Genomic DNA, 12,419 nt, shown 5'->3' on the forward strand with positions numbered 1-12,419 from the left:
GTTTATATTACCCGCTTACGCAATACCACTTAAAATATCAAGCTCTTTTATTTTTTTTATAGTCAATCTCCCCTTCATGTATATCTAAAGTTTATGGCATAGTCACTCTAGGCTCTAAGCTAATATTTAGTTTCTTTATAATCACAATTCTATCATGTTCATTTTCAAGTGATATTTTATTTCACCTTATAATCTAAACCTGTATCAATGCTATTTATAAAAAAATATCATTAAAGGTTAATTTTAGAAATCAATATCATTAAATCGTTTTTGAATTTCGGTTGTCCAAACCGTTGAATTATTGAGGATATCTATAAACTTTTCATCACTTTTTCCATCTCCAAAATATGAGGCACAATCCGGATGAATATGAAGAGCAGCTTGGATCGAGCTTAAAATTTGATCCGTGACTTCATCACAGTGAAGAATATTGATTGTCTCTTCACTATAACGCCCACTTTGACGGCATCCTAAATCAATCGCCATCTTTCCATAAACACACGCTTCACGAATTCCCGAGCTTGAATTCCCAATAATGAAGTCACAGTTTTTTAGTAATGTTAAGAAATATTCAAAACGCATAGATGGATAAACTAAGAAGTTTGGATGAGTTTCAAATCGCTTATACTCTTTTAAAATAATGTCACTTCCATGATCGTTATTTGGATAAATCACAACATATTGTCTACCCGATTCAATAACGGCATCAACGACATTTTTAACCTTCTGTGGTAAGTGATCCACTTCTGTGGTCACTGGATGATACATTAAAATACTAAATGTCTCAAATGGAATTTCATATTTGTCTTTTACTTCATCCATGTTTGGCAAAGTATCTGAATACATAATATCTAAATCAGGTGATCCAAAAACAAAGACTGATTCTTCTTTTTCTCCTAATTGTAAAATACGTTTTTTCGCTTCATCATTCGCTACCAAGTGGAAGTGAGCCATTTTTGTAATCGCATGACGAATCGATTCATCAATTGTTCCTGACACTTCTCCACCTTCAATGTGCATGACTTTGATGTTATTAAAAGCTCCAACGATAGCTCCTGCTAAAGCTTCTAAACGGTCCCCATGAACCACAATTAAATCGGGTTTTACTTCATCGCAATAATTACTCAATCCTGTAATCGTGTTACTAAGTGAGATATCCATTTGGTCATGTGAACTTGATTTTTGATTAATATATTTATAAATATTTTTGAATCCATCTTTTTCTACTTCATGATAAGTTGATCCGTATTTACTTAACATATGCATTCCGGTTACAAAGACGTGTAATTCAAAATGTGAATCTGTTTCAACCCTTTTCATTAATGATTTTAATTTTCCATAATCAGCACGTGTTCCTGTTAAAAAAAGTATCTTCTTCATTGTTACGCCTCCAAATCAGCCCATGAAAGATGCTCATCACATTCGATATCTTTATTGATGACACGCCCCATTAATGATTCATAGTGTTCAGCTTTAATTTCACCTGTACCTGGACGTTTTACCCAAATGTTATCATGAGTTAAAACATCACCTTTTTTTAACTCTTTTGTTGTTACAACTGTGGCAAATGCAAAATCAATGGTCACTTGTTCTTCTTTAGCTGCTTCTTTTTTTCCACCACGCATTTGTTGGATTTGAGCACTTCCATCAATGAGTTCTTTTAATTCTTTTGGATCCATTGAGCAAATGATGTCTGGTCCTGGACGGTCTTTTGAATCTGTAAAGTGACGTTCTAAAACTGATGCCCCTAAAGCTGCTGCTGCTAAACAAGCGTTGTTGTTTATCGTATGATCAGATAACCCAATGATGGCATTAGGGAATTCATTTTGTAATTCAATCATTCCACCTAAACGAACTAAATGAGCCGGTGTTGGATAAAGATTGGTACAATGTAATAACGAATATTTAACCCCGTGTTTCTCCATGATTTCAACTGATTTACGGATACTTTCAATATCATTCATTCCCGTTGATAAAATAATTGGTTTGCCGTATGAGGCAATTAAATCGATTAATGGATAATTATTACATTCTCCTGAACCAATTTTATAGGCTTGAACCCCCATACGCTCTAACCGCTCCGCTGCTGCACGTGAAAATGGAGTACTGATGAAAATCATTCCTTTAGATTCAACATATTCTTTTAATTTAATCTCATCTTCCTCATTTAAAGCACAACGTGCCATGACGTCATAAATTGAAACATCTGTATTTCCTGGAATCACTTCTTTTGCGGCTTTTGACATTTCATCCTCAACAACATGTGTCTGATGTTTAATTACTTCCGCACCAGCTGCATAAGCCGCATCTACCATCTCAAACGCTGTTTTTAATGATCCTTCGTGATTAATTCCAATCTCGGCAATAACTAATGGTGCATAATCTTCACCAATTTTTCGATTTCCAATTTGCATATAGTTTTTCATTCCATTCATCTCCTATACCCGTCTATTAACAATTTTCTGATTTTTGCTTTTTTATACCTAAATGAATTAAGCTAATAATGTATCCAATAATACATGAGACTCCAATTGAAATAATTGCATAACTCCATGATGTAACTTCTGGATGATTATACTTTAAGCTAATCACAATAATAGCAGATGTAAAAAATCCTGCATAAGCTCCCATACTTGTCGCCTTTTTAGTGATAACTCCTAACACAAAGATTCCTGCTAAGACTCCTAGTACTAATCCCATAAAACTATTAAACCATTCATATGCCGATTTAATTTCTCCATTCGCTAAAATCATTGAAACAATAATCGCAATAATACCAACACCAAGTGAAACTAACTTTGCAATCTTTGTTTGTTTTTCTTCAGAGATTTGACGATTAAAACTATCTTGAATATCTAGAACCCAACTCGTTGCCACAGAATTTAACCCCGTTGATAACGTTGATTGAGAGGCAGCATAAATTGCAGCGATTAAAATTCCTGAAACTCCAATCGGTAACTGATAAACAATAAACGATGCAAAAATTTGGTCTTGATGTGCTGTTTGTAATAATTGTGGATTTTGATGATAAAAAACAAATAAAGCTGTCCCAATTAGATAAATAACCGTTGTCGTTCCGATTGATAAAAATCCATTTCCAAATGTCATCTTGCGTAATTCTTTAATATCTGTTGTTGTTGTAAAGCGTTGAACAACATCTTGACTTGAAATGTAAGAAGAAAACGTATTAATTCCTGCTCCAACTAAAATAATGAAGACACTTGATTTTAGAATATTCGGATCAAAAACAACTTCATTTGGAGCTAAAAATTTACCATTTTGTAATGTGGTAAAAATCGTTCCTATTCCACCATCAATTGAGAATACTAAATAGATTAACGTGAAAACAACACCTGCAATTAATACTAATCCTTGAATAAAGTCTGTCCATAATACTGATTTTAATCCACCACCATATGAGTAAACAATTGCAATAATTCCCATAATGATAATTAAAACATTAATATTAATCCCAACTAAAGGAGCTAATACAACTGAAGGTAGGTACATAATAATTGACATACGCCCGATTTGATAAATAATGAATAATAAAGCTCCTAGTACTCGAAGCCCTTTACTTTTATAACGAAGTTCTAAATAATGATAAGCCGTATCAATCTTTAGCTTACTATACACGGGTAAAAATAATCGGATGGTTAGTGGAACAGCAATGAAAATTCCTAATTGAGCAAACCATAATACCCAAGTTCCATTATAAGAGTTTCCAGCAATTGATAAAAAAGAAATTGGACTTAGTAAGGTAGCAAAGATTGAAACTGATGTCACCCACCACGGAATCGTTCCATCTCCTTTAAAGTATTCCTTTCCTGTCATCTTTTTCTTAGAAAAATACATTCCTGCAAATAAAACTGCAGCTAAATAAATGATGACAATTGCTAAGTCAATCATTGTAAAACCGCGCATTAAATTTCCTCCTAGTTATCTTCTAACATTAATTCTGCAATTTTTAAATCTAATAATTCATCAATATCAACATCATACTCATGTGCCATTTCATATGGAATGATATTATCATTTAAACTTGTTGTTTCATTTAAATTTTCATCAATTTTATTAATATAAATTGCTCCATTTACTCGATAAAAATCAGGGAAATCTTGACGACGAACCGTACTTGAACAATTTAATAAATTTTGAAGTTTTCCATCTTCACCAATTGTACGAATTAATACTGGATGCTCTTTAACCTTTGAAACACTAACTAATGACTCAGCTTCTAACTCTAACATTTTCTCAATTGCTTCATCAATATGGAATGGCTTTCGTAATGGTTGTGTTGGTTGTAATAAAACAAGATAGTCATAAGAATCTCCTGCTTTTTTTAATGCTTCAATACAGTGCAATACGGCATCAATCGTTTTTGCTGTGTCTGATGCTAAGTAATCAGGTCTTAAGAATGGGACATCTGCTCCCCACTCCTTCGCTACTGCTGCAATATCTTCTCCATCTGTTGAAACAACGACGCGATCAATATATTTTGATTTTAAGGCGGCGTCAATTGAGTATGCAATTAATGGTTTTCCTTTTAAATCGATAATATTTTTATCTTTAATCCCTTTACTACCTGCACGGGCTGGAATCAAAGCGAGGAATTTTTTATTTGATTTCATATTTTTCTCCTATTTTTTTATTAATTTAAGTTGATTTCTTTTCATAACAAAATAATACAAATACAGTGAATATACTATAATAATACTAATACACAAGATGCATCGAATAATAAAATGATGAATAGCTAAATAAGTCACTAACATACTTATGAAGATAGCGAATATACTTATCCACATATAATAATCTGGAAAATCTCGATGCTTCATTCCTTTTACAACGACAATATAGTGGAACATTAGCATTAAGAAGTATGAAACAGCTGTTGTAAATGAAGCACCTATAATGCCGTACTTCGGAATAATATAAATATTTAAGACAATATTTACGATCGCCGCTAGTAAAGTAGCAATTGGAATAATGGTTGTCTTCTCTTTTGCAAACTCATAATTAACATAAAACCCGTAAAGAAAAACAAAGAAATAAGCAAGTACAATTAATGGAACAGAATAAATTCCACTTTCATATTGCTTACCTCCTAAAACTAGTGTTATTTCAGGAGACGCTAGTAAGAATAAGGTCGTTCCAACGGAAAAGAAGATAATGTACTGTTTAGCATAAACCTTAATTAAATCATAGCATTTTTCTCTTAAATGATCGAAATACCATGGAACCCATGCATTATTAATTGACGTCCAAATCATCTGAACAATCGCTCCTACACTATATATTACGCTATAAATAGCAACATCAATATCTGTTTTGAAGTAAGCTAGCATAAAACGATCAGCCACATTTAACACCTGATGAGATAAAACATGAAAGATTAATGGTAGTGATAGCTTTAGACCATGTAACCAATCCTGCTTTAAAGATTTAACATTAACTCTCTTAACATATTTTATAAAAATATAACTAAAAACAATAGTGTTAGCTAATGTACTCGCCATCACCATCGCGAAATACGACTGATTTCTCATCATTAACACAAAGCTAACTGATAATAGAACAGTTAATAAGGTGAATACTAAAGAGAAGCATAAATGCTTCTTCGGTTGTTTCTTAATAATTAACTCGGAAGTGTAAATGCTCACAACAACTCCAATAAATGCTTGAACTAACATCATTACACCATACATTAAAGATGGCACTTGTAAGACATTAATCAAACTTGGGATGATTACTAAAGCTCCTAAGCATAAAAGTAAAATAATAAACGGAAAAATTGATATATTAGCGACATATGATTCGAATTCTTCTTCACTTCGACTATTATAACTTAAATTGACCGTTCCCTGAATTTGTAGTCCAATAAAAATAGTGACAATTGATAAACTTGCCGTAAATAATGAATATAATCCATAATCTTCTGGAAGCATCAACCTTGTATAAATCGGAAGTGTAAAAAAGGAAATTCCTCTCAGTAATAGTGTTCCTATAAAATAAATGGCACTTGATTTTATAAAGTTATCTTTCATAATTTCATCCTATTTTCTCTAGTTTATTCATCCTCTTATTATAGCGGATAATTCCAAATTGATTGACTAAAGCTTGATGGCACTCAGTTCCTACAAATACTAGTTCACTTTCTGAATCTAAGTAATCATTAGCTGCTGTTGAAAATAACGTAATCACTTTTTTAAATTGAATCTCATTAAAACGTAGCAACTCAGCTGGGAACGGTTCTGATAGCACATAACTCTTTGGAAAATGTTTTTTATAATCTGTGACCTCGCGTGGATGAACTTTAATTAATAATAAGTCTTCATCCATGTCTTTAACAATTTCTTTATAAAGATTAACCTTCTCTTCTTCAGTCATTAAACAGTCCTCAGATAATGGTTGAGTGAGTAATAAGTATTGATAATCTTTCATTTCCTCTATTTTTTCTAAATTGAAGTTAAAAATGTTCAAGATTTTTTCTTTTTCAGACAATGACTTATTACGCCATAAATCCTTTAAATTAATAAGGTGCACTTTATCTTTAATGCAACTTGGAATTTCTGCTAATCCTGTTAAATAAATATCTTTTACATTATCATCTAAACCAAAGGTCTGGCGAATTCCAAAAACTTTATATAAAATACGATAAAATAAACTAAGATTTGTCCAATCTTTAATTTCTGTATAATTAGCCAATCCATCTTCAAGCAATGTAAAAGGATAATGGGAAACAAAATAATTACCTCCTGGGATATGATCCTGGCCAAAAGCTTGAACTATCTCCTTTTTATAGGGCTTAATCGCTTTACCAAGTATTCGATTCAAAGCTAAAACCGCACCTAACTCACTTAATTTTCTTAACAAATAAGATTTCTTCTTTAACTTTTGATTACTCATCACATGAAAGTTTTTTGGTAAGTTTTTGGTAATACTCGGGCTGATTCCATCTGAAATAAAAAAGTAAGTTTCATCCACCTGATTTGTAAAGTTTAATAAATATATTAATAAGCAGTAGGGGGAATCAAAAATACCAATATATTTGATAGGACTCATTCTTCTTCACCTTCTTTTGTTCAACAGTATATTACAAAATTTTAACATCAATCGATAACATAGTAAATGCCTATTAGCGATATTACAAATTATTCAACAATCAAAAAGGTGTGGCATTAATCTCACACCTTTTCGACTATTTATTCGCTTGATACTCAAAACTAATAATCGTATCTCCATGTCCTGTTCGTTCTGATTCCTTCGGTAACTTCATAAAATCTCCATAAAAGTTTGTTAAGTAATCAATATACTTTTCCGGTGCATTAAATTCCTGACCTTCAAATTCAACTCGAACAGGTTCCCCATACATCTGTGTTGGAACAATAGATTTTTCATAATTCATACTTAAGGCCTCTCCACAAAGAGGAGATTTTTTTTCTTGTAAGTCAATAATTTTCTGAAGTATCCTTTTTTTCACTGCTCTCTTTAATTTAGATGGAATAATAGAAAATCCAATATATGGAATATATAAGCACGCACGTAAATAACCTTTTAAACTTTTATTATCTTTTACCATTGATCTAATTAATGGCTCAAAGCACATGATTTGATATAAAATAATTAACACTTTTTGATAATGCTGCTTACTTTTTTTTGTTGGAATCGAGATAATTGGGAATACATCAATACAGATTCCCCAATGCATTTTTACAAAATCTAACTCTTTGTCCATAGAAGTTGTATCATTAATACGAACTTTAGCCCATGGTCTAAAGTATCCTGAATCTGTTTCTGGATTTTGTAGAAAAAAGCGTTCATCTAACTCTTCCTGACATACTTCCATAAATTTAACATAATCATCCCAAAATAATGAGATATCGATATCGTCATCCCATGGAATAAACCCTTTATGCCTAACAGCTCCGAGCAAACTTCCCCAAGAAATATAGTATTTTATATGATGTTTCTGACAAATACGATCCACTTCTTTTAAAATATCTAATTGATAAAGTTGCAATTTTCTTAACTCTTCATTTTCCATTGTTGCACCTCTCAAATTTAACGGCTGAATTACCATCTCTTAATATTTTTATTAAACTTCATTTTCACTCGATAGACTAGTAAAATACTATCAAATAAATTAAAGTAGAATAAACGTAATCCAACTACTTTTAATACTTTCATGAAAAGAGATTGATCTTTAATATTCTCCCACTTGAAGTATTTATTTTTATAGTATGTTGGAAATTTTTCCTGTAAATATGCTTTCGTTTGTTTAATGTATCCGTTAACTTTGATCCAGCTCTTCTCCCCAACACATCTTGATAAATGACCGAAAACTAAATGCATAATACAATGATACTCGATTTCTTGGTAATGACTCTCTAATAAGTTTCTTTCCTTGACATATTCATAGACATTATCAATAACTTTAAAAATATCATTAACTCGCTCATCATATAAATTAATTGAGGAATTAGAACGTTGGACATAATAATATAACGGCATTTCATCAATCCAGCCAATTGTCTCGCAATTGAAAACATACTTTAATGTTGCCTCTAAATCTTCATACCATAAATTTTCTGAGAATCTTACAGAATTATTGATCCATATATCTCTTCTAAATAATTTATTTGTTGGTCCACTATTCATACTAGTCACTGAATGTTCAACATTTTGCATCTCAGTATGTAGTAAATTTCCTGCTTCATCCACACGGCTATACGGACAAATAACTAAATCTGATTGATGGTTTCTAGCATAAGTCACTAATGTCTCATACATCTTTAAATCAACATAATCATCTGAATCCACAAACGCTATAAACTCTCCGCTTGATTTTGTGACACCAAAGTTACGTGCAATCCCCTGCCCCCCATTCGGGACACTATACACCTTCACTTTATGCGGATAGTTTTGTTCATATTCTTTAGCAATCTGTAATGAGTTATCTGTTGAACCATCGTCAATAATGATAGCTTCAATATTCTCTAATGTTTGAAAAACAATTGAATCTAGACATTTTCTTAAATATTTACTTGAATTATAGACTGGAATAATTACACTTACATCGTACATTCTTTTCTCCTTTAATTAAAACCTATCGTCTTTTCTTTAACTCATAAACACTAAATGTATCATTATTATAAATTTTATCATAGTACTGAGTTGTCATATTTTTAATACTCCTTGAAACACTATTATCTAAAACAATAAAATCGATATTATGCTTTAAGAGCATCCAACCGTATCTATAAAGCTCATCTTTATAATTTTCAGAGTGAACAACTAACTCTTCTAGTGCATACTTATCTAATGCTTTTAAACTTTCTTCCATATTCATATTTTTTAAATTTCGCTCTTCATGAATAGTATAAAACATTTCATAACTATGTGAAAAATAGTTTATTTGACGATTCACACTATAAACTAGTGGTCGATCTATCTCCTGGCCATCGACTGATAATTCATTTGTAATATACTCATCTAAAAATTGAGCAACTTTTACGGTATCACTCGGTAATCGATAGACATAATCATACTGCATTGAATCTGGAATTCTATTATGGGCGAACGTTAAATATTCATAAATATTTATAACTCCTAATAGACTACATAGCATCGTAAGACCTACAATCAATTTCTTTCCATATCTAAAATGTTCCATCGCATATAAGAAACAAACTATAGTAAATGGGACAAAATAGATAACATCTCTGATACGAAAAAATACTGATCCTGTTATAAACGTACCAAGAAATGGTGATACCAATGGATTATATAAGAAAATGAAAAAGATAATTTGTAGTTGAATAAAGAACTTTATTGGATTTTTTAAAGTTTTAACTTTGGTTATTAAATAAACATTTAAAGCTAAGAAAATTAACTTTAATGCTGTATCTAATAAAGAAAATGGAATAAAACTATAATAAGTATTATTAAAGTAATAATTCGATAAATATTCAATAAAATAACTACTACTAATTGGTGGATTTATATAACCATAGTTAGCTATGATTAATACTAGTAATATCAATATACTATATCCCAAAATAATCAACTTTTTCATATTCTCATGATAAAACCAAGAAATGATTTGTTCTTTCATTGTTGGAATTCTATCTATCAATAGTCCAATTAAAACTAATATTAATCCTGCAGTTGATATTTTATAATGCCATAAATATCTTAAAAAGAAGAAGAGATATAAATGTAGCGCGAGTGAACTTTTGAATAATTCAAAAATCAGCTTTTTCTTAGCGATAAATAAATCATATAAAAGGAGGGCCGCAATAAATAGATAACCATTAAATAAAGTAGTTGATTGTACCGCAATTGCTGCTAACCAAACTAAATTAGTAAAAATATGATTTAATTTATTTTTATTAAATAATTCATAGTATAAAATGCTAACAAAGACAAAGATATAACTTCTTAAATATCCAATACACATATTATATTTCGTTAAGCCTTCAATCGGCCAAAAATTAAATGTAAATGCGATTATAAAGAAACATAAAATTAAGCCTTTATTTTTAATATTAAAATACTTACATGTATTTAAAATACTAGTAGAAATTAATGTTAATAAAATAATAGGCGTACCCCAGACTGAGATGAGAATACTTGGAACATCAAACACTTGACTAATAAAACTTAAGAAAACTAAATATGATTGGAAATTATAAAATAAATGTAGCGGACTGATAACACCAGTTAAGGGGGTTATCATGTTAATTTGATCAGCACTCACATTATTTTCAACCCATGTAATATAAAAACTTTGATCAGAGGAAGCAACATTCAATGAATTTGTGAAAAACGTTAAAGCAAGATGTAAACCACTAAATCCTATTACAATTAACCCCAAAAATAAATGTTCTCTTAAATTCTTTTCTGAAGATACAGAGAAATGATGAATTCTCTTCCAAATAAAATAAATAGTTGCCAATAAGAACAGTGTTGCCAAAATAAACAAATAAACCATACTTGCTACCTTCATGGAAACATGAAGATAAGTCATCGGGAATGAAACAAGCTGAATTATCCCAATCGTCGTTATAAAACCAAGTGGGAACTTGAATTTATTCCAATATAAATATTTATTAAAAATTTGATAGATATAATTTCCTATATAATAAAAATACGCTAATAATAGAATGATAACTAATAAAAGTTTCATCTCTCTTTCTCCTTTACTGTATCTTAAATAACGCTAAACTTGTTAGACTTTTTTACTGGTTAAATCAAAATATAATCGGTATACAGTAAAAAATAATCTAGGACAATATTTTAACATTATTCTAAGAACCAAAAATTCTAGTTTAACCGGTGTTATTGATTGGTATAACTTCATTGATTTTACTTTCGAATAATATTTATCGGCTATTTTTTTGTCTCTAATCCTAATATACCCCGAAATAATAACAAGTGACATATAAGTATCTATCACTTTGTTAAAAGAAGAATCAAAATCATGCACTCTACAGTATGATTGAACCTCGTTTGCAATTTTCAAAATATCAAGAAACCTTTTTTCAGCGTTACTTGCATTGTTAGTAATTGAGTTGGGTCGTTGAAAATACTGATAAAAGTAGATATTTTTACTTGCAACGTTATTTGCTAATGAAAAAGCTTTGATATTAAATTCTTCATCTTCATGAAAGATACCTTCCATAAATTTCAATTGGTTATCTTGTAAAAAGCTTCTTTTATATAAGTTAATACACACTGGTATCGAAAATTGATTAGTCAATAATGCTTTATTTAAAAATTCTTGACCACTTATCCCCTCTACTTCATACTGCGGTTTATTCTTAATAGGATCTTGATCTTCATACGTGTAATCAAAATTTCCATGAATAATATCATAATCACCCTTACAATAATCTTTTAGACTCAAAAACGACTCAATATCTAGCCAATCATCACTATCAAGAAAGAATATATATTTTCCTGTTGCCACCTCTAATCCACAATTACGGGCACTTGATAAGCCACCATTTTCTTTATTTATAATTTTCATCTTTGGAAATTGCTCATTAATCTCTCTTAATATTTCTAATGAATCATCCTTAGATCCATCATTTACACAAATAACCTCCAGTGAATCATCATCCAGTTTCAACAAAGGTAATAAACATTTTTCCACTAACTTTCCTGTGTTGTAAACAGGAATAATAATACTTATATCAAAGATACTCATAACCCTCACACCTTCCTAGTTTTCTAATACTTTTCATATCCTTTTTAAAAATAATCATAAAAGTGATACAAAGAATTATTATAAAAATACTATCATTCTTAATAGCAAATATTTTTCTTCTTTAACCTCTTTATGATGCGCTTATTATATAAAAAAATATGAAAAGTATTAATAAATTGATTTTAGCTTATTAATACTTTTCAAT

The 12,419-nt window shown here is 30.3% G+C and carries 10 protein-coding genes; all 10 read right to left on the minus strand.

Going from position 1 to position 12,419, the window contains the following annotated elements; all coding sequences use genetic code 11:
* Nucleotides 1–243: 243 nt before the first annotated feature.
* The gene (neuC, locus tag NEH74_RS00005; RefSeq protein WP_262940827.1) at nt 244–1,380 is read right to left on the minus strand and encodes a UDP-N-acetylglucosamine 2-epimerase; all 1,137 of its coding nucleotides are present in this window, start codon (nt 1,378–1,380) and stop codon (nt 244–246) included.
* Between the two features lie 2 nt (nt 1,381–1,382).
* The gene (neuB, locus tag NEH74_RS00010) at nt 1,383–2,426 is read right to left on the minus strand and encodes an N-acetylneuraminate synthase (RefSeq protein ID WP_237257727.1); all 1,044 of its coding nucleotides are present in this window, start codon (nt 2,424–2,426) and stop codon (nt 1,383–1,385) included.
* Between the two features lie 25 nt (nt 2,427–2,451).
* On the minus strand, nt 2,452–3,924 hold the full coding sequence (locus NEH74_RS00015) for a sodium:solute symporter (RefSeq protein ID WP_262940828.1): 1,473 nt from the start codon (nt 3,922–3,924) through the stop codon (nt 2,452–2,454).
* Between the two features lie 11 nt (nt 3,925–3,935).
* Nucleotides 3,936–4,631: a cytidylyltransferase domain-containing protein gene (locus tag NEH74_RS00020; RefSeq protein ID WP_262940829.1), complete on the minus strand. Its 696-nt coding sequence runs from the start codon at nt 4,629–4,631 to the stop codon at nt 3,936–3,938.
* A 9-nt stretch (nt 4,632–4,640) separates the two neighbouring features.
* Nucleotides 4,641–6,047 (minus strand): oligosaccharide flippase family protein, encoded by a 1,407-nt coding sequence (locus NEH74_RS00025; protein WP_262940830.1) that lies wholly within the window; start codon nt 6,045–6,047, stop codon nt 4,641–4,643.
* 4 nt (nt 6,048–6,051) lie between these two features.
* A complete protein-coding gene (locus NEH74_RS00030; protein WP_262940831.1) occupies nt 6,052–7,065 on the minus strand; it encodes a glycosyltransferase family 52 protein in 1,014 nt (337 codons plus the stop codon).
* Between the two features lie 136 nt (nt 7,066–7,201).
* Nucleotides 7,202–8,047, minus strand: a complete 846-nt coding sequence (locus tag NEH74_RS00035) for a phosphorylcholine transferase LicD (RefSeq protein ID WP_212724106.1) — start codon at nt 8,045–8,047, stop codon at nt 7,202–7,204.
* Nucleotides 8,048–8,076: 29 nt separating this feature from the next.
* The gene (locus tag NEH74_RS00040; protein ID WP_262940833.1) at nt 8,077–9,087 is read right to left on the minus strand and encodes a glycosyltransferase; all 1,011 of its coding nucleotides are present in this window, start codon (nt 9,085–9,087) and stop codon (nt 8,077–8,079) included.
* Between the two features lie 22 nt (nt 9,088–9,109).
* Nucleotides 9,110–11,191 carry a DUF6077 domain-containing protein gene (locus tag NEH74_RS00045; protein WP_262940835.1) on the minus strand — a complete coding sequence of 694 codons (2,082 nt, stop codon included), beginning with the start codon at nt 11,189–11,191 and terminating at the stop codon, nt 9,110–9,112.
* A gap of 42 nt (nt 11,192–11,233) precedes the next feature.
* Nucleotides 11,234–12,214, minus strand: a complete 981-nt coding sequence (locus tag NEH74_RS00050; RefSeq protein ID WP_262940836.1) for a glycosyltransferase — start codon at nt 12,212–12,214, stop codon at nt 11,234–11,236.
* Nucleotides 12,215–12,419: the final 205 nt, after the last annotated feature.

The sequence above is a fragment of the Turicibacter sp. GALT-G1 genome (assembly GCF_025594995.1).
Lineage (GTDB): Bacteria > Bacillota_I > Bacilli_A > MOL361 > Turicibacteraceae > Turicibacter > Turicibacter bilis.

What these genes read in the sequence shown, in the direction of transcription:
- neuC (WP_262940827.1), bottom strand. Translation starts at nt 1,380, where the DNA reads ATGAAGAAGATACTTTTTTTAACAGGAACACGTGCTGATTATGGAAAA.
- neuB (WP_237257727.1), bottom strand. Translation starts at nt 2,426, where the DNA reads ATGAAAAACTATATGCAAATTGGAAATCGAAAAATTGGTGAAGATTAT.
- NEH74_RS00015 (WP_262940828.1), bottom strand. Translation starts at nt 3,924, where the DNA reads ATGCGCGGTTTTACAATGATTGACTTAGCAATTGTCATCATTTATTTA.
- NEH74_RS00020 (WP_262940829.1), bottom strand. Translation starts at nt 4,631, where the DNA reads ATGAAATCAAATAAAAAATTCCTCGCTTTGATTCCAGCCCGTGCAGGT.
- NEH74_RS00025 (WP_262940830.1), bottom strand. Translation starts at nt 6,047, where the DNA reads ATGAAAGATAACTTTATAAAATCAAGTGCCATTTATTTTATAGGAACA.
- NEH74_RS00030 (WP_262940831.1), bottom strand. Translation starts at nt 7,065, where the DNA reads ATGAGTCCTATCAAATATATTGGTATTTTTGATTCCCCCTACTGCTTA.
- NEH74_RS00035 (WP_212724106.1), bottom strand. Translation starts at nt 8,047, where the DNA reads ATGGAAAATGAAGAGTTAAGAAAATTGCAACTTTATCAATTAGATATT.
- NEH74_RS00040 (WP_262940833.1), bottom strand. Translation starts at nt 9,087, where the DNA reads ATGTACGATGTAAGTGTAATTATTCCAGTCTATAATTCAAGTAAATAT.
- NEH74_RS00045 (WP_262940835.1), bottom strand. Translation starts at nt 11,191, where the DNA reads ATGAAACTTTTATTAGTTATCATTCTATTATTAGCGTATTTTTATTAT.
- NEH74_RS00050 (WP_262940836.1), bottom strand. Translation starts at nt 12,214, where the DNA reads ATGAGTATCTTTGATATAAGTATTATTATTCCTGTTTACAACACAGGA.